This is a genomic window from Winogradskyella psychrotolerans (assembly GCF_018860565.1).
Taxonomy (GTDB): domain Bacteria; phylum Bacteroidota; class Bacteroidia; order Flavobacteriales; family Flavobacteriaceae; genus Winogradskyella; species Winogradskyella damuponensis.
Genome location: NZ_JAHKPS010000001.1, coordinates 18,208 through 42,530 on the forward strand (window position 1 = coordinate 18,208; position 24,323 = coordinate 42,530).

Consider the following 24,323-nt stretch of genomic DNA (forward strand, 5'->3'; position numbering starts at 1 on the left):
GTTTGTTTAAATGAAAAAGCACTTAGGTTAACTAAGTGCTTTTTGTTTTTTTTGCTACAGAGCTAACAGCTAATCTAATACCAACGTTTCTTCTTCTTCTTAGAAGCCTCACTTTTGCGTCCTTTTTTATACTTACTACCTTTCTTTTTATGTACAATAGGTTTGGCTTTAGGATCTAAAGGGTAAGGATGCTCAGTTTCCACAGGAATCTGAACATTTATAGCATTCTGAATGGTTTTTGCATAACTTTTCTCATCAGCAGAACACATAGAATAGGCTTTCCCTATATGACCAGCTCGCCCTGTTCTACCAATTCTATGTACATAAGTTTCAGGTACATTGGGCATATCAAAATTAAGAACATTATCTAGTTCGTTAATATCAATACCGCGAGCAGCAACATCAGTAGCAATCAATACTTTTACATAACCATTTTTAAACTTATTTAGTGCTGTTTGGCGTTCACTTTGTGCTTTATCTCCATGAATACTATTTACGGCATAACCATTTTTTAATAAGGTTTGTTCCAATTTATCCACTCCATATTTGGTACGTCTAAAAATAAGAACATTACCTTCAATAGTGTTTCGCATTAAATGCAAACACAATTCAATTTTATTGCGTTTAGGGACGTAATACAACCGTTGACTCACGTCTTTTGCAACCGATTTAGTTGGAGTTACATCAATACGTTCTGGAGTTTTAAGAATGGTATTTGCTAATTCTTCAATTTTAAAAGGAATTGTAGCCGAGAATAATAAGGTTTGTTTGTCTTTAGGACACAAGCGCTCAATTTTCTTTATATCATCTATAAAACCCATGTCTAGCATTAAATCGGCTTCATCTAAAACAAAGGTTTCAATATAATCGAGATTAATATAATCTTGCTTATGCAAATCGAGTAGGCGACCAGGAGTGGCGACTAAAATATCGACCCCTTTTTTCAATACATCAATTTGAGGTTCAATGGATGCACCACCAAAAACAACTAAGGATGTTAGATTGGTAAACTCAGCGTAAGTCTTAAAATTCTGCTGAATTTGTACTGCTAATTCTCGTGTAGGACTTACGATTAAGGCTCTTATTTTTTTACCCTTTTTTGGCGCATCTTGCTTATCGTACAATTGTTGTAAAATAGGTAAGGCAAAAGCAGCTGTTTTTCCTGTTCCGGTTTGAGCAGAAACAATAACATCTTTGCGGTCTAAAACCAATGGAATAGTACGTTGTTGTACTAAAGTTGGTTCAACATAACCAGAAGCATCAACAGCTTTTAGTAAAGGTTTTATGAGATGTAAGTCTTTAAATGACATGTGTTTTGTATTTATTAAGTTTGTCATTCCTGCGAAAGCAGGAATCCACTTTGTTAAACGTAGCTTGTAGATTCCTGCCTTCGCAGGAATGAGAAACAAGATGTGACTAGCATAGTACAAAGGTAATTGAAATGTTTTACCAACGTTCTTGTATCCAATCGTTTTGTTCTTGTTCCGTTAAAAAAGTCCAAGCAATAAATCTACTGATTTTATGACCTTGTCCCATTTCAATGGTTTTTACTGCAGTAGCATTCACTTTGTCTAAAACTTTATAGGTTGGTTTTAGTGTCACTTCTTTCGAAATTAAACTTGTAAACCAATAACATTGTTTGCCAAAATGCTTGCTTTCATAAATCATGTCTTTTACAAAGCGTGCTTCACCACCTTTGGTCCATAATTCGTTGTGTTGTCCACCAAAATTTAAAAGTGCTTTGTTGGGGCGTTTACCTTTTAGGTTCCTCTGTTTTTTTAAACTTGCTTTTTGAGCATCTTCGGCAGAGGCATGAAAGGGTGGATTACAAATCGTAAAATCTACTTTTTCTTCTGGTTTTAAGATGTCATAAAAAAAGTTGTTTGCTTTGTCTTGACGTCTAATTTCTAGAGTAGATCTTAATTTGTAATTTTTTTGCTCTATAGTTTTAGCAGATATAATAGCGGTTTCATCAGTATCACTTCCTATAAAGGACCAGCCATATTCATGCTGACCAATAATTGGATAGATGCAATTGGCACCAACTCCAATATCTAAGCCTTTTATATGATTTCCTTTTGGAATCACCGAACTATTACCTTTTAATAAATCGGAGATATTATGAATATAATCGGCTCTGCCAGGAATTGGTGGGCATAAATAATGCTCAGGAATATCCCAATATTCTAATCCGTAATGGTGAATTAATAAAGCTTTATTAAGTGCTTTTACAGCTGCAGGATTGAAAAAATCTACAGAATCATCACCATATGTGTTTGGAGCCACATACTTGGCTAATTCTGGAGAACTTTTTATAAGGGCGTCAAAATTGTAGCGTGATCTATGCTGATTTCTTGGATGAAGTTCTGATTTTACTTGAGGATGTTGTTTTTTCTTTTCCAATGCTTAATAATTTATGGAGACAAAGGTAATGGAAAAGAAATTGGGTTATTGAGACCTTAGCCCAAATAACCCAATTCATTTTGAATATAATAACAATGAAATTAATCTACTTTTTTGAAACGTAACATTTCGTCACCAGCTTCATTGTAAAAGTATAACGTTAATCCTTCTTTTTTATATGTTGAAATACTATTAAATGCTTGGTCAAAACTGTCTGGAATAGCCATATCCATACACATTTTTCGAGTGGATGCTATAGCTCCAAATTCGATAGTATCTGAAGTTATGTTTTTTATTTGTCCGGTGTAATTATTACAACCATTAGCTCCAGAAGCACGCATTTCAGTGGTGTTTAGTTCAAGCGTTGGCACATTGCTTGTACTTTCTATCGCTTTACCATTAACATGGGTTGCTGCCCAAATATCATGAATGGCTAATTTGGGATCTTGCTTTTTTTCTAACACTTTTATAAGATCATATTGAATTGAAGACGCATCAGCCGGAACGCTTTTAGAATCTAACTGTGTTTCTGCAACTTCAATTTTTTGCAAATAACCAGGTTCAAAATTAAACCCATTTATTGTGGCGTAAAAATTAGACCATTCCGTATTTTTATAATTATCGGCTTTTGAAACTTGTAAGCAAGTTGTTTTTCCAGCACCAGCATCACAATCAACTTTGGCACTATTTACCCAATAGGTTGCCGTCGTTTTTTTTGTTGTGGAGCAGGAGGATAACATTACTGTTAAAATTACTACTGACATTGTTTTTAGTATCGTCATAAATATAAATATTGGTTATGATAGATGAAAATCAAAAGTCTTGCCAATTTTTAATTTAAACATCATAGTTTAATTACTATTCCATAGTAACGACCAAATCATCTTGTTTTACCATACTGCCTTCAGCTAAAGTCACCGATTTTATTTTTCCAGATTTATGTGCTGTAACGGTTGTTTCCATTTTCATGGCTTCAATTATAAACAACGGATCGTTTTCTTTAACGGTTGTACCTTTTTTTACTAAAACTTTATATAAAGAACCTTGTAAAGGAGCGCCAACTTGGTTGTTGTCTTCTTTGTCTATTTTTACATTTTCAACCTTTTTTATATTTAAAGAGGTATCAAAAATTTCAACAAATCGGTTTTCACCATTGACCTTAAAAAATACGGTTCTTACTCCATCGTCATTTGGAATACTTACTGAAAGTAATTTTACAATTATCGTTTTTCCTGGTTCAAGCGTAATGTTGGTTTCTTCTTGAAGCTTCATACCAAAAAAGAAATCTTTAGTTGGTATTAGTGCTATATTTCCGTAGAGTTTATAGTTTTCATGGGCTTTCTCAAAAACTTTTGGATATAACATAAACGATAAGAAATCTTCTATTTCAATAGGTCTTGTAAAGCCTTGTTGGAACTTCTTTTTAAAAGCAGCAAATTCTTTAGTAAAATCTACGGGTTTTAAATGGGCATTTGGTCGGTCTGTGTAAGAGGCTTTATTTTTTAATATAATTTTCTTAAGCGCTTTAGGAAAACCTCCAACAGGTTGACCTAAATCTCCTTTAAAGAAATTGATTACCGATTCTGGAAACGAAATCGTTTCGCCACGTTGCATGACATCTTCTGGCGTGAGATTATTAGTTACCATAAAAATAGCCATATCACCAACCACTTTTGAGCTTGGTGTGACTTTTATGAGGTTGCCAAACATAGTATTGACTTGTGCGTACATTTTCTTGACCTCATCAAAGCGGTCTCCAAGACCTAAGGCAATGGCTTGTGGTCTTAAATTTGAATATTGACCACCAGGAATTTCATGTTGATACACCTCAGCTGTTCCTGCTTTTAATCCTGATTCAAAAGGATAGTACATTTCACGTGTATCTTCCCAATAGTTTGAAAACTGATTGAGCGTATTTATATCAAAATCATGAGCGCGTTTTTGCCCTTTCATCATTTCAACAACGGCATTAAAATTGGGTTGAGATGTGAGTCCAGATAAGCCGCCAAGCGCTACATCAACCACATCAACTCCAGCTTCAATGGCTTTTAAGTATGTTGCGGTTTGTAAGGATGAGGTATCATGTGTATGAAGATGAATCGGAATATTTACAGTGTCTTTCAAAGCACCAACTAATTCCGTTGCAGCATAAGGTTTTAATAAACCAGCCATATCTTTAATCGCAATCATATGTGCACCTGCATTTTCTAAATCTTTTGCGAGTTGCGTATAATAGTTGAGATTATATTTGCTTTGCTTTGGGTCTAAAATGTCTCCTGTATAACTAATGGCCGCTTGTGCAATACCACCTGTTTTATCACGAACATAATTAATGCTAGGTTCCATAGCTTTTACCCAATTGAGTGAGTCGAAAATTCTAAAAATGTCAACTCCATTTTCCCAAGATTTTTCAACAAACATCTCAATTAAATTATCAGGATAGGCTTTGTAACCCACAGCATTAGAGCCGCGTAATAACATTTGAAACAAAATATTTGGAACGGCTTTACGTAATTCTCTTAAGCGTGTCCAAGGGCTTTCGTGTAAAAAGCGGTAACAGACATCAAAAGTTGCGCCTCCCCAAACTTCCATACTAAAGGTGTTGGGATGGTTTTTTGCAAAGCTTTCGGCCACTTTTAGCATATCATAACTTCGCATACGTGTTGCTAAAAGTGATTGATGCGCATCGCGCATGGTGGTATCTGTATAATGTATTTTATTGTCGTCTTTAAGCCATTGGCAAAAGGCTTCAGGACCTAATTCTGTTAATAGATCTTTGGTGCCTTTTGGAAATGCTTCAGAGCGATTATATTTAGGAACTTTAGCTGTTCTAAAAACTTTGGTGTTATCAATATTTTTGACATCAGAATTACCGTTAACAATTACTTCAGCTAAGAAGTTCACTGCTTTAGTGGTTCGGTCTTGAGGTAGTTTTATTTCGAATAATGAAGGCGTATTTTGAATAAAATTTACCGTGACTTTTCCTTCTTTAAAGGTCTCATGCTGAATGACATTTTGAAGAAAATGAATATTGGTTTTTACACCTCTAATTCTAAATTCTTTTAAGGCACGTGTCATTTTCCGAACCGCTCCATCGAGTGTTCTACCATGTGCAGACACTTTTACAAGCATAGAATCGAAAAACGGACTCACGTTATACCCTTGATAAATACTGCCAGCATCTAAACGAATTCCCATTCCTGAAGCACTTCGGTAAGTGGTAATATTACCGTAATCTGGTGTGAAATTGTTTTCAGGATCTTCAGTTGTCAATCGACATTGCAAAGCAAAACCATAGGTTTGTAAGGATTCTTGATCGTATATTTTTATTTGTTGATCCGATAATTTATAACCACCAGCAATGAATATTTGGGTTTTTACCAAATCAATACCAGTAACCATTTCGGTGACCGTATGTTCTACCTGAATTCTTGGGTTGACTTCAATAAAATAGATATTGTCTTGTTGATCTACTAAAAATTCAACCGTACCAATGTTATTATAGTTGACTTCAGAGGTAATGGCAACAGCATATTTGTATAAGGCATCTTTTACCTTTTGAGATATATTATAAGATGGAGCAACTTCAACAACTTTTTGATGACGACGTTGCACAGAACAGTCACGTTCAAATAAATGTCTAATATTACCATGTCTGTCGGCTACAATTTGTACTTCAATATGTTTAGGGTTCTCGACATACTTTTCTAAAAACATGGTATCGTCACCAAAAGCGTTTAAGGCTTCGTTTTTAGCGGAATCAAAATGTTGTTCTAGGTCTTTATCATTTCTAACCACGCGCATCCCACGTCCACCACCTCCAGAAGCAGCTTTTAGCATTAATGGATAACCGATGGTATTAGCTTCTGAAAGTGCAATTTGTAAAGAGCTAAGGTCTTTTTTATTGCTTTCTATAATGGGAACATTACATTTTACAGCGATTTTCTTAGCGGTAATTTTATCACCCAAAGCATCCATAACTTCAGGGTCTGGACCAATAAAAATAATGTCGTTTTCTGCACACCGTCTCGCAAATTCTGAGTTTTCAGATAAAAAACCATAACCAGGATGAATAGCATCTACATTTTTTTCTTTTGCTAAAGCCACAATTTCATCAATATCTAAATAAGGCTTTAGAGGATCGTTGTCTTCACCTATTTGATATGATTCATCTGCTTTATTTCTGTGTTGCGAATAGCGATCTTCATAGGTGTAAATAGCAACTGTAGAAATGTTAAGTTCTGCACATGCTCTTAAAATACGAATAGCGATCTCACTTCGGTTAGCAACTAATATTTTTTTGATCTTCATGAGTGTGTTAATGTGTTGGTATTGTTTTGGTTAAATGTTTTAATGCTAGAGTTGAAAATCTAATTTGTGATAATTTATATTATGAAAATAATATTAACTATAACGTTTTCGTGAAAGTTACATAAATTATCAATAAGCTACATTTTTGTAGGTAGAAATTAGGTGTGTGGTTGAATAATAACTATAACCTGATTCAATTATCGAATAAATCTTATTGTGAATGGTTTAACGTAAATAGAACTTTAGACGTTTTCTTGTACGTTGAGGTAAAGCATCATTATTAAGTAGTAAATTAATATGATTTGGATTTTTATTTTCGGCGTATAATAATTCAAAAAAATCAAAAATTGAAACACTATCTTTTGCAGATGTAATTAATTTAAAATGATCGCCAGTTTTTACATGACCTTCTTCTAAAACTCTAATATATGTTCCGGAATAGCCTTGGTCTATAAATTGTTGTAAAACGGCTTCAGTTCCAAATTTATGCGCAAACTTAAAGCACGGTTCTCTGGGTTGTGTAATTTGTACTAATGCGTTTCCTAGTTTATAAACATCACCAATAAAAAGTTGTTTTTCATCTAAATTTTCAACGGTTAAATTCTCTCCTAGCATACCATAAGTCCAATCTAAATTTGGATATAAACCTTGCCAATAGGGGTATTGGTTTGCAGAAAATAGATAGCAGGCTTTAAACTCGCCACCATGAACCTTTCGATCTGAAATTTCATCACCTCTAACGTCTTTTTTGCCTAAATAGATAGGAACATCAGTTGGTTTCTTATAAATTCCAGTAGTAATTTCTTCGCCATTCCAAATGAATTTGGTTGGTTGTGCAATATTGGTTGAAATTACATTCATGGTTTAGCGTTTAATAGTTTTCCAAAAAGGTAATACACTCTTTTTATGAATTTCATATTCTGTAGGAATGTCTGTTAAAGGTTCTTCTGTAAATGTGAACGGGGCGTCTGCATTAAAATTCCAATAACGTTCCCCTAATATGCCATCTGTAGATTTGGTATGAGCTTTAGGAAAGTTAGTCATTGACAGTTTACCAACATTATTTTTATTAATTCCAAAAGCTTTTAAATCATTAGTAGTTTTATAAGTTAGAGTTAGTTTTAAATTGAGTGTTTGGGTGTCTTCAGAAATAAAGAAGTATTTCTCTTTTTTTGAATAATTTGCGAATTCTGAACTCCAAGGATAGTTAGGTTGAATGATGTTTTCTAATTCACTCTTTACTTTTAAACTGTCGCTTTCATTCTGAATAATTGAAATTAAATTCTCTTGTAAAACAGTAATGGTTTTAGCTTCAGGATTTATTGTTATTGTTGCTTTTTCTGCGATAATGTTACTTTGGTGAATTCCAAAAAAAGTGCCAATAACAAAAAATAGTATTTTAATTTCTTCCATGAGCTAATATAAATAAAAAAGCGCAAGTTTATTAAACTTGCGCTTCATAGCTATTAATCTTAGGGAAATAAGGGGATATTTACCTTGTTAGTACCGCAAAAATAGAATTTTAAATGATTTAAAAAATTGATTTATGATAATAAATGCAAAAAAATTATAATTCTTTTCTAATTCTACTTAGGCTTTCTGTAGTCATACCTAAGTAAGAGGCTATATGATAATTCTTTACGTTTTTTTCAATATTAGGATACGTATTAATAAAATTCAAGTAACGTTCTGCTGCACTTTGAGATAAATAAGATAAAATTCGTTTTTGAAAGGCGGCAAAAGAGCGCTCTAGTTTTAATCTAAAGTAACTATCTATTTTGGGGATTTTAGAAAATAGATTATTTATGTCTTGTTTAGAAATTTTATACAGTGTAGAATCTTGAATTGCTTCAATGGTTAGTATAGCTTTATCAGAATCGATAAATGCTGTATAGTCACTTACCCACCAATCTTCAATACCAAATTGAATGGTATGTTCTTTACCATGAGAATCTGTGTGGAATGTTCTTAAACAGCCCTCTAAAATATAATATTGAACATCTACAACATCGCCAGCATTAAGGAGTATGGTTCCTTTCTTTATATTAATTTTATGAAAAAGAGGCTCGATAGTCTTCATTTCGGCCTTTGTGAAGCTAAGATCTTTAAAGGCTACTTTTATAATAGGATTATCGGTTTGCACTTGCAGTGAATTAATGAATATCCTTTAAGATACGCAATATAGTTGAACAGAAATTATAAATTCGTTACTATAGTTGAATATCTGTTTATCTGCTTTTTTCTATAAGAAAAAACCACTTTGAATTCACAAAGTGGTTTTTGAATATTAATGAGATTTCTGCTTTCGCAGAAATATGTTACTTAATCATCTCGTAACTACGTTTGATAAAGTTAGTTAACTCTTCACCTTTTAAAAGACCTTGAGATAAACGTGCTAAATCTAAACTTTGGTTTATTAAACGTTCTTGTTTCTTTTTGGTCTTTGTTTCTAAAATTTCACCAACCAAAGGAGAATTAGTATTAACGATGAGGTTGTACATTTCTGGCATATTACCAAACATGTTCATTCCTCCACCACCAGTTTGTTGCATTTCTTTCATACGACGCATAAATTCTGGTTGTGTAATAATAAACGGAGAGGCATCACTATCCATAGCTTCTAATTGTACAGCAAACTTCTCAGAAGGTATTACTTCTTTTAAAAGAGTATCTAGTTCTGTTTGTTGCTCTTCTGTTAATTTAGAAATGGTATTTTCTTCTTTCTTAATTAAGTTATCAATATGATCGCCATCAACTCTTGCAAAAGAAATATTCTCTTTAGTCGTTTCTAACTTCTGAATTAAATGCGATACAATAGGAGAGTCTAATAATAATACTTCATAACCTTTAGCTTTTGCAGCTTCAATATAGCTATGTTGCTGGTCTTTGTTAGAAGCATAAAGAATAACTAACTTACCGTCTTTATCCGTTTGATTGGCTTTTATTTTATTGAAAAGCTCTTCGTAGGTATAAAATTTACCATCAACAGTTGGGTATAAGGCGAAGGCATCTGCTTTTTCGAAGAATTTTTCTTCAGATAACATTCCGTATTCAATGACTATCTTAATATCATCCCATTTTGCTTCAAAATCTTCACGATTTGCGTTGAATAATGATTTCAACTTATCAGCAACTTTACGTGTAATGTAAGATGAAATTTTCTTCACCGCACCATCAGCTTGTAAATACGAACGCGATACGTTTAATGGAATATCTGGAGAATCAATAACACCACGTAACATGGTTAAGAATTCAGGTACAATGCCTTCAACGTTATCCGTTACATATACTTGGTTTTGGTACAGTTGAATTTTATCCTTTTGCATGTTCATATCATTCGTCATCTTAGGGAAATACAAAATCCCTGTTAAGTTGAATGGATAATCTACATTAAGATGAATGTTGAATAAAGGCTCTTCAAATTGCATTGGATACAATTCTCTGTAGAAATTTTTATAATCATCACTTTCTAATTCTGTTGGTTGTTTAGTCCAAGCAGGATTTGGATTGTTAATAATGTTATCTACAGTAATCTGTTTGTGTGGCTCAGTTGTTTCTTTGCCATCTTTATCTTTCGTTGTTTTTGGAGTAAAATCTGGGTCGTTTATTTCCTTAGTTCCAAATTTAATTGGAACAGGCATAAACTTGTTGTACTTATTAAGTAGCTCACTAATTCTTGATTCTTCTAAAAATTCAGTAGAATCTTCTGCAATATGAAGGATGATTTCAGTTCCTCTATCGGCTTTATCAGAAGGTTCTAATGTAAATTCTGGAGAGCCATCACAGGTCCAATGTGCAGCTTCAGCACCTGTATGCGATTTTGTAATAATTTCAACTTTTTCTGCAACCATAAATGCAGAATAAAAACCAAGACCAAAGTGACCAATAATACCTGAATCTTTTGCAGAGTCTTTGTATTTATCTAAAAATTCTTCAGCACCAGAAAATGCCACTTGGTTAATATATTTTTCAACCTCTTCGGCTGTCATTCCTAAACCTTGGTCAATAATGTGAAGTTTTTTGCCTTCTTTATCAATTTTAACTTCAATGATAGGATTTCCATAGTCAGATTTAGATTCACCTATACTTGTAAGGTGCTTTAATTTTAGTGTGGCATCTGTACCATTACTAATAAGTTCACGTAAAAAGATTTCGTGATCGCTGTATAAGAACTTTTTAATTAACGGAAAGATATTCTCCACCGATACATTAATACTTCCTTTTGTCATGATATATAGTTTTTTGTATAATTAATTTGAATGGTTATCTATAGTCAAATAAAATACCAAGACGTAAAATGTGACAAAGTGACACAAGTACTATGCATGCATAACGAATGTAAATGCTAATAAAAATAAATTGTATCTTATATCTTAAATTGCTAAACTAAATAATAAGTTTTCCGATGGCTCGGAAACGAAAATAATTTTTCGATGTACAATTCAAAAATAATAGGCTTAGGTAAATACGTGCCAGATAATGTGGTAACCAATGATGATTTGTCTAAATTGATGGACACTAATGATGAGTGGATACAAGAACGCACAGGAATAAAAGAGCGTCGTTGGGTAGAAAAAGGTAGTGGTGATACTACAGCAACTATGGGAGTGAAAGCTGCAAAAATTGCTATTGAACGTGCAGGTATAGATAAAGATGACATCGACTTTATTATTTTCGCAACATTGAGTCCTGATATGTATTTTCCTGGTCCAGGTGTACAAGTACAGCATGCTTTAGATATAAAAACGGTTGGTGCATTAGATGTGCGTAACCAATGTTCTGGTTTTATATATGCCATGTCTGTAGCCGATAATTTTATTAAAACAGGAATGTATAAAAACATTCTAGTTATAGGAAGTGAGTTACATTCTCATGGTATGGATAAAACCACACGAGGGAGAGGTGTTACTGTTATTTTTGGAGACGGAGCAGGAGCAGCTGTCTTAACTAGAGAAGAAGATAACTCTAAAGGAGTTTTGTCTACGCATTTACATTCGCAAGGTGAACATGCTGAAGAATTAGTATTAATAGCTCCAGGGATGGGTAAACGTTGGGTAAACGATATTTTAGCAGATAACGATCCTAATGATGAAAGTTATTTTCCACACATGAACGGTCAGTTTGTGTTTAAAAATGCTGTAGTGCGTTTTAGTGAAGTAATCATGGAAGGTTTAATGAAAAACAACTTACAGGTTGATGATATTGATATGTTAATTCCGCATCAAGCCAATTTACGAATTTCACAGTTTATACAACGCAAGTTTAAGTTAAGCGACGATCAAGTATTTAACAACATACAGAAATACGGAAATACAACGGCAGCCTCTATTCCAATTGCATTGACTGAAGCTTGGGAAGAAGGTAAAATAAAAGAAGGAGATACCGTTGTTTTAGCTGCTTTTGGAAGTGGATTTACTTGGGGAAGTGTGATTATGAAGTGGTAATACAAATCCCTTTGAAAAAGGGGGCATTATTTGTAATTAAATTTTGCGAATGACTTGAACGTATATCATATAACAACGAGGTTGATTTTTTATATGCTTAAAAGACTGACGGTATGATTATTTTTAACACCTAAAACATATGCAGCATGCACAAACTATCCATTTTTTTACTACTTATTTTGTGCTTATCAAAAAATGCGACCGGGCAACAAAAGGATACTTATATTAAAGCAGGTCTTTTTTATGACAGCGAACAAAATGTCCTTTTAAAAGATCAAGTGATTCATGTTAAGGACAACAAAATTGTATCGATTGGTGTTTTTAATATGATTCCAGATGATGCTGAAGTAATCGATCTTTCTGAATACACCGTTTTACCCGGTTTGATAGATGCGCATACTCATGTGCTTTTTTCGCAAGATGCCACCGAAGATTTTTCAGAACATAGTATTCGTTCGCTCACTATGGAAAGTGATGCCATAAGAACACTTAGAGGTTCAAAACGTGCAAAATCGTATTTAGATGTTGGCATTACGAGTGTTAAAGATTTGGGTAATTCAGGACTCTTTTTAGATGTTGCCCTACGTGATGCTATTAATGAAGGTACTATTCAAGGACCTCGTATTTTTGCTTCTGGGCCAATTATGGCCGCTACAGGAGGTCAAGTTTATGGCGTATCTCCAAAACACCAAAATCTGATAGATTTGGAATACAGAATTGTAAATGGAGTAGAAGACGCTAAAATTGCGGTAAGAGAACACGTCAACCAAAAGGTGGATCTCATTAAGATTTGTGCAGATAATATTCCAAACAATACACACCTCTCTATTGCAGAAATGAAAGCCATTGTAGAAACGGCAAAAGCGTATGACCTAACTGTGGTAGCACATTCCATTACGAATCAATCGGCATGGAATGCTATACAAGCAGGAGTAGATGGTATTGAGCATGGATTTAATTTAGCAGATTCAACTTTAACCTTAATGGCTAAAAAAAAGGTATTTTTAGTACCCACAGAAAACAGTAAAGCTTATATGAAGATTTATGCTAAACTGTCTGGTTATGAAGACGGCGATTTACCTTGGGTAGGTAATTACATCAATAAGATGAAAAATAGACTCAATAGAGCCATCCAAAAAAAAGTAACCATTGTAGCCGGTTCTGATAACTACACAGATATTGGTGGTACGCGTGGTGAATCTTCACGAGATATGTTTCGAGCCTATTTTGAAGCCGGCATGACACCTTTGGATATTTTACAGTCGGCAACTTATATATCTGCGTTAAGCTTACACAAGGAAAACGAGCTTGGAGTACTAAAACCAGATGCTAAAGCAGATATAATTGCGGTAAAAGGTGATATTACTACTGATTTTATGACTACCATAACACAAGTGGTATTTGTGATGAAAGATGGAAATGTACACCTACAAGATCTGAACTAATTTTTGAGTTTTCAATATAAAAAAAAGCCCAAACAACAATTTGTTTGGGCTTTTCCGCTATTAACCAACTTTAACTAACACTATTATAAACGATAGTTTATAATTACTATTACTAAAAACTTATACTAATATAGACGTAATAGTTTGAAATTTATTTCATCGAATCATACATTTAACGCGTATTTAACAAAAACCCGAAACGCAAGTTTCGGGTTTTCTTCATTTAATAGTTAAGCATGTTCACTAACCATCAACTAATTATGCTAACTATTAAATATATGTTTTAAAACATACTACCACCTTCTTTAACGTCATTATCACGTTGTTTACGAGATTTGGCTCTGTATTTTCCACCACCAAAACGGTATGATAAACGTCCTGATATTTGTTGACTTTCCCAATTAAACTGGCCGTGTTGTACAAATGGTCTTTGGCTATCAAACTCAGCAAACATCGTGTCAAAAATGTCATTATAACTCAAACTAAAGCTCGCTCTGTTTTCCATAAAGCTGTATCGCATACCTAAGTTAACCATAAGCATGTCTTTCATTTCAAATTGTATGCTTTTATTTTTTCCTCTGTACATACCAAAAGCCGAAAAGCTTAAACTTTTGCTCACTTTAAAGTTGTTGAATGCTCTAACATTATAAGAAATGTTATCTACTTCAACAGTGTTTAAAATAATGTCTTGATTAGTATCAAACGATTCTGCTACACTTTTTTGGGTTTGCGAGAACAAATCAAAACTAGCATTAATACTCCACCATTTGGTTGGACGGTAATTTGAAGATAATTCTATACCATAAGCAGAGGTATTGTCAAAATTCAAATTGGTCATAATTAAGCGGTTAAGATCTGTGCGGTCTATTAAAATAGCTTGTTGTATTTCGTCTTCTATAATTCTGTAAAATACACCAGCTGTAATGCTTCCTTTTTCAAGTTGTCTGGTGTAATTTGTTTCAATAGAATTGGTGAATTGAGGGCGTAACTCTTGATTTCCAAATTGGGAAATTAAAGGCGTGTTCCATTCTGGTAAAGGATTAACTTGTCCAATGCCAGGACGATCAATTCTTCTGCTATAACTAAATTGGTATGAGTTTTTTTCTGAAGGTGAGTAGGTCACAAATGCTGAAGGATACAATTCAAAATAATCATTTTCAAAAGGAATATTTAATTCTTCGTTTGATGATAAATCTTTTTTAAACGCTTCAGAATCTACATTTACTGTTTCGGCTCTTAATCCAACTTGGTAGCTCCATTTTTCTAGCTTTTTACCAAAGGTTGCGTATGCAGAGTAAATATCTCTTGTGTAATCAAAACGAGTGGTTGTTGGGATGTAATCGCCAGCTTGGTTGGTTTCTCTAGCGTCAGACTCGTAAAAAATACTGTTGTCAAATAAACGGGCTTGAAGACCTAATTCTAACTTTACAGATTCTGATAAGGGATTAACATAATCTAAATTTATAGTGGTTCGATTTCTATCTGTATCTGTATTTTCAATAAAATTTGGACGTTGTGAACTGAAAAAGACATTGTTGGTATCTCCTAAGCCTTCATATATATTATGATCTACTTCTAGCTCAATATTATGACCTTCATCATTAAAATCGTGCTTGTAATTAAAGTTGTATTGTTGTGAATCGTTTTCATTTTCGCCTCCTGTAAATTGCGATTCATTAAGAGAACTGTTCGTAAGATATGCTATTCCAGAATTGACCTTAGACCAACCATCAAATATATTTTGATTTGTAAATATAGAGATGGTGTTTTTGTCATTCAAATAATAGTCTACACCTACTTTAAATAGGTTTGACTTGTTATTGTTTAGAATGTGAAAATTTTGTTGAATTTCTTGTTCAATTCTATTAATCTGGCCATAATTATCATTTTTTGAAACACTATTGCTGTAAGAGCCAAACAAGTTAAATTTTCCGTTACGGTAATTAGCATCAATAGAGCCGTTAAATTTAGGTTCTATATCATAAGCCAAACCAACATTAACATTACCATTAAAACCCAGTTGTGTGTTTTTATGAAGTATGATGTTTATAATACCACTCATGCCTTCTGGATTATATTTTGCTGAAGGGTTGGTAATTAATTCAATGCTCTTAATTGAGGTGGAAGGAATTTGTTTAAGTAATTGTTCTGCCGGAATATTGGACAGTTTGCCATCTACCATAACACGTACATTCTGATTGCCACGTAAACTTATTGAACCAGATTGTTGATCTACACTAACGGATGGTAAATTATTCATAATCTCACTTGCCGTTGCTCCAGCAGTTTGTAAGTCTTTACCAATGGTAATAACTTTACGATCTACTTTTTGTTGTATGGTAGAGACATCTGCAACAATGGTAACTTCATCTAAACCTGTAGATTCTTCTTCTAGCTTAATATCGCCAATGTTTACTTTGTAGTTGCCTTTGCCTAAAGTGATGTTTTTGTCAATAGTTTTAAAACCTACAAACTGAATGGAAACAATGATATTGCCTTCTGGAATGTTTTCAATTTCAAAGGTGCCATCGTCATTAGTTATGCCTCCTGTAATTACTTTATTTGCTATATCTTTAATGACAATATTAACATAAGGTAGAGGTTGATTTAGTTGGGCATCAATAACACGTCCTGAGACAGTACCGTTTTTAATGTCAGAATTGGAGTTGGGTTGTGCACTTAAAATGGTCGATGACACCATGATAAGCATTAGGAATAAATGCTTCATTTTGATTGATTTTTTTTGATTGATTTGATAGTTTGTTACTCACTAGACGACTATTTTTATATTATGTTACTTTAATTAATTTTTATTAACACTTTTTAACATTATGAATAAAAAAACACTAGTTATTGGAGCGTCTTTAAAACCTGAGCGCTATTCTCATATGGCGATAAAAAAATTGAGGCATTATAACCATGAGGTAAAAGCTTTTGGTTTAAGGTCTGGAATGGTTGATGATGTTTCTATTGATACCGAATTAATGCCATATAAAGGAATAGATACAGTAACATTGTATCTTAATCCAACGCGTCAAACGACTTATTATGATTATATTATAGGGTTAAATCCTAAGCGTGTGATTTTTAATCCTGGAACAGAAAATTCTGAATTTTATAATTTACTTAAGCAAAATAATATTACTTATGAAGTGGCTTGTACATTGGTGCTATTGAGTACTAATCAGTATTAAGCTTTCTTTTTAATAAGTAATAGGCCTAAAAACATAAGAAGGCCATTGATGATTAATATTTCAAATCCAATTTCATAACCGTTGAATAATTCTTTAGAATACATGTTTAACATATAAGAAAGCAATGGAGCTGCAATGGCTATAATCCAAACAAACTTATCTTTAATTTGTGATTGGCTTATTAAGCCAAAAGCAAATAAACCTAACAACGGTCCGTAAGTATAACCTGCAGCTTTAAACAGTTCCCAAATTACAGAGACGTCTTTAAAAATGAGATCAAATAGTAAGATTACCAAAATAAGAACAACACTAAATCCTATGTGAACGCGTTTTCTTAAATTTTTTCTTTCAGTTTCAGGTTTGTTTTCAATATCTAAAATATCAAAACAAAAAGAGGTTGTTAAGGATGTTAAGGCCGAATCTGCACTAGAGTAGGCAGCAGCAATTAAGCCTAGTAAAAAGAAAGCTGAGGTTACTATGCCAATTTCAGGAAGCATTGCGATTGTTGGAAATAAATCGTCCTTTGAAGCAGTAATGCCATTTATAGCGGCATAATTTGTAAGCATTAATCCCAGTACCAAAAATAAGATATTTACAAAAATGAGCACAATACTAAACGTTACCATATTTTTTTGAGCATCTTTTAAATTACGACAGGTAAGATTTTTTTGCATCATATCTTGGTCTAAACCTGTCATGGTAATCGTAATAAAAATACCAGACAAAAAGCTTTTCCAAAAATACTGTGAATCATTGCCATCGTCAAAAAAGAAAACTTTACTAAGGTTACTTTCTTTAGTATAAGTAATAAGCTCTCCAATACTATTTAAATCTAAAGCCGAAGCTAAGAATACTATTGTTACAACAACAGAAATCAACATAAACAAGGTTTGAAGTGTATCTGTGAAAATGATGGTTTTTATACCACCTTTAAAGGTGTAAAGCCAAATCAATGCTATGGTAATCATTACTGTAATAGCAAATGGAATGTCAAAAAGATCAAAGACTAAAAGCTGTAAAACTTTAGCAACTAAGAATAGTCTAAAAGAGGCACCAACAGTTCTAGAAATAAGAAATGCTACAGATCCTGTTTTGTAACTAACCATTCCAAAACGATCTTTTAAATAGGTGTATATAGAGGTTAGATTTAATTTATAATAAAGAGGTAATAAAACATAAGCAATAATAAGGTATCCAAAAAAATACCCTAAGACCACTTGTAAATATCCAAACTGTTTTGCTTCTATAGCACCAGGTACCGAAATAAAAGTAACACCAGATAAAGACGCACCAATCATTCCGAAGGCTACCAAATACCATGGAGCAGATTTGTTGGCTTTAAAAAAGGCAGCGTTAGAATCTTCTTTTCCGGTGAAATAAGAGATTAAAATTAGCAATCCGAAGTAACCTGCAATTAATAATAATATTGATGTTGGTGACATGAAGTGTAATATTTTAGTAATATTTTCGAAAAGTAGTACATTTGAAAAAAAAACGGCTTTAAAAATAAATTATTTATGAAAAATATCATCTGCTTATTTGTGTTTATTATGTTTGGATTGGGGCTTTTTGCTCAAGATTACAAACAGCTTGTTGCCGAAGGAACAAATACAGTAGAGGCTATAGTAGAAGTGGCAGAGCGTCACTTTGATACTGTAGGAAGAGAGCGTGGCCGAGGTTATAAACCTTTTAGACGTTGGCAGTACTTTGCTGAGCGTGCCATGGATGAAACAGGAAAATTAAAATCGCCTGAGTTTTATTATAATGAATTACAAGACTTCAATGCAAGAATGAATAATGAAGGCTTAGCAGCAAGAACTGTAGTGGGGACTTGGGAAGAAATGGGACCAACCTATTGGAATGCCACTTCAGGCTATAATCCTGGTGTAGGTAGAATAACGTCTATTGCGGTAGAAACCGGAAACCTAAACCATATTATTTCTGGAAGTCAGACTGGTGGCGTATGGAAAACTTTAGATGGAGGTGTAACTTGGGCAGTTCTTACAGATAATTTAGCAAATATGGATGTGTATGCACTTGCTATTGATCCGCTAAATAGTTCAACTTACTTTTGGGGATCTTACAGTGGAGCTATATTCAAATCTTTAGACAATGGAGCGACATGGTCGTTATTAAGTAGTTTACCTGGAGGTGGAAATGTAAATAAGATTTTAATCCATCCAACAGATACTTCAAAAATGTATTGTAGTGCTGAAGGAGGAGGCTTGTATAAGTCAACAGATGGTGGTTTGTCTTGGAGTATTATTCATTTTAGTGCAACAAATGGTTACGATTTTGAATTTAAACCTGGAGATCCTAGCGTTATTTATGCCTCTGGAAATGCCTTCTATAAATCTACAGATAATGGATTAACTTTTTCTGAAGTACCAGGAGTGGGACCCAATCAGTTTTCAAATGGCCCTAAAATGATAGGAGTTTCGCCAGATAATCCTATTGTAATATATGTTGTTGAGGCTCAAAGTGGTTTGTATAACGGTTTGTATAAATCAACAAACGGAGGTATAACGTTCACAAAATTAAACCATACGAATAAAAATTATTTTGGCTATTCATCTTTAGCCGATGACGATTTAGGACAAGCACCAAGAGATATGGACATTGCAGTAAATCCCAATAATATTAACGATGTACATATTGCTGGTATAAATACTTGGAGATCAACAAACGGAGGTGTTACTTTTAATGTGACGTCGCAATGGACTCCTTATGATGCTAACTTAGAGGATGTTGGATACTGTCATGCCGATGTTGATATTATGGAGTTTGTGGGTACAGGTGAAAGCACAAAGCTTTTAGTAGGAACAGATGGTGGTATTTATAGAGCAGAAAATCCAACAGTAGTTAACAGTAATTATTATACAGACCTAACAGCAGGAATGGGGATAAGACAGTTTTATAAGATTGGAGTGAGTCAAACTAATCCGGTAATTGTAACAGGTGGTTCTCAGGATAACGGTTCGTCATTATTGGGGGCAGACGGAAATTGGACAGATTGGTTTGGAGCAGATGGCATGGAAGGGTTTGTAGATAAAAACAATTCACAGTTAATTTACGGGACATCACAGTTTGGTGGTTTTATTAAGAGCTTTGATGCTGGTTTAAGTATCTCATATCTTACACAACCAGATGATAAAGGTGGTGATAGTGATTGGAATTGGGTAGTGCCTTTTGAGCAAGATCCTATTACACAAGATGTGATTTACTGTGCTTTTGATGAAGTTTACAAATCAATAGACGGAGGAGATGTATGGACCTCTATATCCCCAAATTTTTCGGCAGATATAGACCACTTTAAAGTAGCACCAACAGATAATAATAAAATGTATTTAGCTATTAATGGAGCATTTTGGTATACTGTTAACGGAGGAGTTAATTGGACGAAATCATCGCTTAGTATTGGTGGTGGACGTATAAATGATATCGCTGTTCATCCTACAGATCCAAATAAAATTGCGATAGCTACAACCAACAATCAAAAAGTATATGTTAGTACAGATAATGGAGCCTCTTTTTCATCTATTCGTTGGGATTTACCAAGTTTCTCTTCACAAGCTTTAGCTTGGCAAGACAATGGTAAAGATGGCTTGTATGTTGGTATGAATTATGGCATTTATTATACCGATAATGATTTAGGAAATACTTGGACTCCTTTTAACAATGGTTTGCCAAATGTTAGAATTAATGAACTTGAAATTAATGCCGCAGACAATAAATTATATGCTGCAACTTATGGTAGAGGTTTATGGAGATCGAGTCTTTATGATGAATCGTTAAGTGTTAATGATTTTGAACTAAATAATTTGTCGTTATATCCAAATCCAACCACTAACGAAGTCAATTTAAAATGGAATACAAACGAAGCAGTTGTGGTTAGAATTTATAATGCGATGGGTAAACTGATGTTTTATGCTAAAAACGTTAATTTATCTAATGCATATAAAATAGACACCTTAGCCTATGAAACTGGAGTTTATTTTGTAAAACTGAACAGTTCAAATGGAGAACTCATTAAAAAGTTAATTATAAAATAAAACCAATAAAAAACTAAAAAGTCCAATTATATATGCATTATAATTGGATTTTTTTATGTCTAAAAATCAGTACCTTCGCACTCATGGAATTTTCATCAAAACTCTTAGAAAACGCTGTTAATGAAATGTCGCAATTACCAGGAATTGGTAAGCGTACAGCACTACGTTTAGTTTTACATTTATTACGACAGCCAGAAAATCAAACCTTTCAGTTGGCAGATGCTTTGTCTAAGGTGCGCAGGGAAATCAATTTCTGTAAATCTTGCCACAATATTAGTGACAAGGTTTTGTGTGAAATCTGTGAAAACCCAAATAGAAATAGTGAATTTATTTGTGTAGTAGAAGATGTTAGAGATGTTATGGCTGTAGAAAACACGAGTTCTTTTAAAGGCTTATATCATGTTTTAGGAGGGAAAATATCTCCAATGGATGGTATTGGACCTCAAGATTTAAATATTTCGACCTTAGTAGAAAAAGTAAAATCAGGTAAAGTAAAAGAATTGGTTTTTGCTATGAGCCCAACAATGGAAGGGGATACGACTAACTTTTATATCTTTAAGCAAATACAAGGTTATAATGTAGCAACATCAACCATTGCAAGAGGTGTTGCTGCAGGTAACGAATTAGAATATACAGACGAAATTACATTAGGTCGAAGCATTATAGACCGTGTACCTTTTGAAGCTTCTTTAAAATCATAGCAAAATAGTGAAGTTATCTGTTATCATATTAAACTACAATGTCCGCTACTTTTTAGAATTATGTCTAAAGAGTGTCGTAGCTGCAATTGCAGATATCGATGCAGAGATTATAGTTGTAGATAATAATTCGCCTGATGATAGTTGTGATATGGTTAAGCGGCTTTTTCCAACTGTGAATTTAATTGAAAACAAAGATAATTCAGGGTTTTCAAAAGGAAATAACATTGGTGTAACTCATGCAAAAGGTGAGTATTTATGTATTCTTAATCCAGACACCGTAGTTGCAGAAGATACATTTATAAAACTTATTCAATTTGCAGATTCCAAAGATAATCTTGGTATCGTAGGCTGTCAATTAATTGATGGAAAGGGTAAGTTTCTTCCAGAAAGTAAGCGTAATGTGCCCACTCCAAAAGTGTCTTTACAAAAAGTGTTAGGTAATACTAATGGTTATTATGCAAATGACGTAGAGATTGAAAACACAGGCAAAGTTGATATTTTAGTAGGTGCATTCATGTGGCTTAAAAAAGATGTTTACGAATATGTTCATGGTTTTGATGAAGCTTACTTTATGTACGGAGAAGATATAGACTTATCTTATAAAGTAATAAAAGCAGGTTATGATAATTTTTATTTTGGAGATACAACAGTCGTTCATTTTAAAGGAGAAAGTACCTTAAGAGATCGTAAATATGCTAAACGCTTTTATGGTGCAATGCAAATTTTTTACAAAAAGCATTTTAAACAGAATGCGGTATTTAATGCTATCGTTTGGTTAGGAATTAAACTGGCTTATGTAATGAGTAAAGCTCCAGAAATAGTAGAAATAAAATCTGAAAGAAGTTTTATTTACACTAAGGCTATTAGTCAATCTTTAGAAGAACAATTACCCCAACCAATCGAGATTACAGATGCAATACAAGACAAAATTGAAAAAGACAGTATGCTTGTGTATGATTTTAATGTATTGAAAGCTAGTGATGTAATTAATGACATGAAACAAAAATCGATGCAAGAGAATATTGTTTTTAGATTTCTACCAAAAAACAGTAAATTTATACTCGGAAGTGATAGTGCTACAAATAGAGGGGAAGTGCTACATTTTTAGGTTGTAATAATTGAATAAAAGTCAGTAAATCACATGTTTTTTTATTAATTTTGCAGTCGATTACAAAATAAAGACCCACAAATTAAAGATATGGCAAAGTTTGAACTTAAGTTACCAAAAATGGGAGAGAGTGTTGCAGAAGCAACTATAACCTCATGGCTTAAAGATGTTGGAGACACTATTGAAGCAGACGAAGCTGTTTTAGAAATTGCTACAGATAAAGTAGATAGTGAAGTTCCAAGTGAAGTAGACGGAGTTTTAGTTGAAAAACTATTTGAAGTTGATGATGTTGTACAAGTAGGTCAAACCATTGCAGTTATTGAAACTGAAGGTGGTGGAACAGTAGAAGTAAAAGCTCCTGCTGCAGCACCAGAACCAGTGGTTGAAGCAGTAGCACCAAAAGTAGCAGAAGTTGCACAAACAGTGGTGGCAGCAAAAACATCTGTAGAGCCGGTAGTTTCTACAGAAGATCGTTTTTATTCTCCATTAGTTAAAAATATAGCAAAACAAGAAGGTATTTCTCAAGCAGAATTAGATACCATTCCAGGAACAGGAAAAGATAATCGTGTGACTAAAAACGATATTAAAGCGTATTTAGAATCTCGCAGTTCTGCACCAAGTCCTGCACCTGCTGCACAAACAGTTGAAGCTCCTAAGGCAGAACCAGTTGTTGCTCCAAAAGTAGAAACACCTAAAGCACCAGAACAACCTAAGGCTGAGAAACAGGTTGAAAAACCTAAAGAAAAGCCAATTGCAGTTTCAGGAGGAGATGAGATTATTGAAATGAGTAGAATGGGGAAACTCATTTCAAAATATATGATAGATTCAGTACAGACGTCTGCACACGTGCAATCGTTTATAGAAGCTGATGTCACTAATATATGGAACTGGAGAAAAAAGGTTAAAGACGGTTTTATGAAACGTGAAGGTGAAAATCTGACCTTTACTCCAATCTTTATGGAAGCTATAACTAAAGCTCTAAAAGATTTCCCAATGATGAATATTTCTGTACAAGGAGATAAAATTATTAAAAAGAAAGCTATTAACGTTGGTATGGCAGCGGCTTTACCTGATGGTAATTTAATTGTACCTGTAATTAAAAATGCAGATCAGTTAAATTTATTTGGTATGGTAAAGCGTGTAAACGATTTAGCGAATAGAGCACGTTTGGGAAAATTAGACCCAGATGATATACAAGGCGGAACGTATACCGTAACTAATGTTGGTACGTTTGGTAGTATTATGGGAACACCTATTATCAATCAACCTCAAGTAGGTATTTTAGCCTTAGGTGCTATTAGAAAGGCACCAGCCGTAATTGAAGGACCAGAAGGAGATTATATAGGTATTCGTTATAAAATGTACTTGTCGCACTCTTACGATCACAGAGTTGTTAATGGAGCGCTAGGTGGACAATTTGTAAAAGCCGTAAAAGATTATTTGGAAGGTTGGGATAGTGATAGAGAGATATAATGAATTCTAAAAAACCAATTGATAATAAAACGAAATCTACGTTTTTTGAGGTAGTGGAAGTTATATTATATTGGGTTGGAGGTATACTTCTTATAGCTGTTTCTTCCGTTATTCTTTACTATATAGTTGTATTAATTTTATTTTTTGTGAAATAGCAACTATAGAATAAAATTTTAAAAAAAGCACAGTTTG

Annotated in this window: 17 protein-coding genes; 7 read left to right on the top strand and 10 right to left on the bottom strand. The window is 33.5% G+C overall.

Annotation, left to right across the window (positions count from 1 at the left end; all coding sequences use genetic code 11):
- Nucleotides 1-74: 74 nt before the first annotated feature.
- The 8 genes from KO504_RS00110 to htpG form a co-directional block, all read right to left on the bottom strand.
- Nucleotides 75-1,310 carry a DEAD/DEAH box helicase gene (locus tag KO504_RS00110; RefSeq protein WP_215924119.1) on the bottom strand — a complete coding sequence of 412 codons (1,236 nt, stop codon included), beginning with the start codon at nucleotides 1,308-1,310 and terminating at the stop codon, nucleotides 75-77.
- 136 nt (nucleotides 1,311-1,446) lie between these two features.
- Nucleotides 1,447-2,403 carry a 23S rRNA (adenine(1618)-N(6))-methyltransferase RlmF gene (gene rlmF, locus KO504_RS00115; RefSeq protein ID WP_215924121.1) on the bottom strand — a complete coding sequence of 319 codons (957 nt, stop codon included), beginning with the start codon at nucleotides 2,401-2,403 and terminating at the stop codon, nucleotides 1,447-1,449.
- A 101-nt stretch (nucleotides 2,404-2,504) separates the two neighbouring features.
- The gene (locus KO504_RS00120) at nucleotides 2,505-3,167 is read right to left on the bottom strand and encodes a DUF4377 domain-containing protein (protein WP_215924123.1); all 663 of its coding nucleotides are present in this window, start codon (nucleotides 3,165-3,167) and stop codon (nucleotides 2,505-2,507) included.
- A 94-nt stretch (nucleotides 3,168-3,261) separates the two neighbouring features.
- Nucleotides 3,262-6,714 carry a pyruvate carboxylase gene (locus KO504_RS00125; RefSeq protein ID WP_215924125.1) on the bottom strand — a complete coding sequence of 1,151 codons (3,453 nt, stop codon included), beginning with the start codon at nucleotides 6,712-6,714 and terminating at the stop codon, nucleotides 3,262-3,264.
- A 225-nt stretch (nucleotides 6,715-6,939) separates the two neighbouring features.
- Nucleotides 6,940-7,575: an MOSC domain-containing protein gene (locus KO504_RS00130; protein ID WP_215924127.1), complete on the bottom strand. Its 636-nt coding sequence runs from the start codon at nucleotides 7,573-7,575 to the stop codon at nucleotides 6,940-6,942.
- A gap of 3 nt (nucleotides 7,576-7,578) precedes the next feature.
- Complete coding sequence (locus KO504_RS00135; protein ID WP_215924129.1) at nucleotides 7,579-8,127, bottom strand: hypothetical protein; 549 nt, start codon at nucleotides 8,125-8,127, stop codon at nucleotides 7,579-7,581.
- 154 nt (nucleotides 8,128-8,281) lie between these two features.
- Nucleotides 8,282-8,794: a Crp/Fnr family transcriptional regulator gene (locus tag KO504_RS00140; RefSeq protein ID WP_215924131.1), complete on the bottom strand. Its 513-nt coding sequence runs from the start codon at nucleotides 8,792-8,794 to the stop codon at nucleotides 8,282-8,284.
- Nucleotides 8,795-9,032: 238 nt separating this feature from the next.
- The gene (gene htpG, locus KO504_RS00145) at nucleotides 9,033-10,943 is read right to left on the bottom strand and encodes a molecular chaperone HtpG (RefSeq protein WP_215924133.1); all 1,911 of its coding nucleotides are present in this window, start codon (nucleotides 10,941-10,943) and stop codon (nucleotides 9,033-9,035) included.
- A 204-nt stretch (nucleotides 10,944-11,147) separates the two neighbouring features.
- Between htpG and KO504_RS00150 the strand changes: the two genes are divergently transcribed.
- Both KO504_RS00150 and KO504_RS00155 read left to right on the top strand, forming a co-directional pair.
- Nucleotides 11,148-12,158 carry a 3-oxoacyl-ACP synthase III family protein gene (locus KO504_RS00150; RefSeq protein ID WP_215924135.1) on the top strand — a complete coding sequence of 337 codons (1,011 nt, stop codon included), beginning with the start codon at nucleotides 11,148-11,150 and terminating at the stop codon, nucleotides 12,156-12,158.
- A gap of 146 nt (nucleotides 12,159-12,304) precedes the next feature.
- Complete coding sequence (locus KO504_RS00155; protein WP_215924137.1) at nucleotides 12,305-13,603, top strand: metal-dependent hydrolase family protein; 1,299 nt, start codon at nucleotides 12,305-12,307, stop codon at nucleotides 13,601-13,603.
- A 283-nt stretch (nucleotides 13,604-13,886) separates the two neighbouring features.
- Here the strand turns inward: KO504_RS00155 and KO504_RS00160 are convergent, their stop codons facing one another.
- Nucleotides 13,887-16,331 carry an outer membrane beta-barrel family protein gene (locus tag KO504_RS00160; protein ID WP_215924139.1) on the bottom strand — a complete coding sequence of 815 codons (2,445 nt, stop codon included), beginning with the start codon at nucleotides 16,329-16,331 and terminating at the stop codon, nucleotides 13,887-13,889.
- Nucleotides 16,332-16,434: 103 nt separating this feature from the next.
- Here KO504_RS00160 and KO504_RS00165 point away from each other — a divergent pair, with 103 nt between their 5' ends.
- Complete coding sequence (locus KO504_RS00165; RefSeq protein ID WP_215924141.1) at nucleotides 16,435-16,797, top strand: CoA-binding protein; 363 nt, start codon at nucleotides 16,435-16,437, stop codon at nucleotides 16,795-16,797.
- Here the strand turns inward: KO504_RS00165 and KO504_RS00170 are convergent.
- Nucleotides 16,794-18,239: a sodium:solute symporter gene (locus KO504_RS00170; protein WP_215924143.1), complete on the bottom strand. Its 1,446-nt coding sequence runs from the start codon at nucleotides 18,237-18,239 to the stop codon at nucleotides 16,794-16,796. The genes KO504_RS00165 and KO504_RS00170 overlap by 4 nt on opposite strands.
- A gap of 75 nt (nucleotides 18,240-18,314) precedes the next feature.
- On the opposite strand from KO504_RS00170, the gene KO504_RS00175 reads away from it, so the two are divergent.
- The 4 genes from KO504_RS00175 (at nucleotide 18,315) to KO504_RS00190 (ending at nucleotide 24,131) form a co-directional block, all read left to right on the top strand.
- Complete coding sequence (locus KO504_RS00175) at nucleotides 18,315-20,849, top strand: VPS10 domain-containing protein (protein ID WP_215924145.1); 2,535 nt, start codon at nucleotides 18,315-18,317, stop codon at nucleotides 20,847-20,849.
- An 83-nt stretch (nucleotides 20,850-20,932) separates the two neighbouring features.
- Complete coding sequence (gene recR / locus KO504_RS00180; protein ID WP_215924147.1) at nucleotides 20,933-21,550, top strand: recombination mediator RecR; 618 nt, start codon at nucleotides 20,933-20,935, stop codon at nucleotides 21,548-21,550.
- A 7-nt stretch (nucleotides 21,551-21,557) separates the two neighbouring features.
- The gene (locus KO504_RS00185; RefSeq protein WP_215924149.1) at nucleotides 21,558-22,658 is read left to right on the top strand and encodes a glycosyltransferase family 2 protein; all 1,101 of its coding nucleotides are present in this window, start codon (nucleotides 21,558-21,560) and stop codon (nucleotides 22,656-22,658) included.
- A gap of 90 nt (nucleotides 22,659-22,748) precedes the next feature.
- Nucleotides 22,749-24,131, top strand: coding sequence for a dihydrolipoamide acetyltransferase family protein (locus KO504_RS00190; protein WP_215924151.1), 1,383 nt, complete (start codon nucleotides 22,749-22,751; stop codon nucleotides 24,129-24,131).
- Nucleotides 24,132-24,323 lie beyond the last annotated feature (192 nt).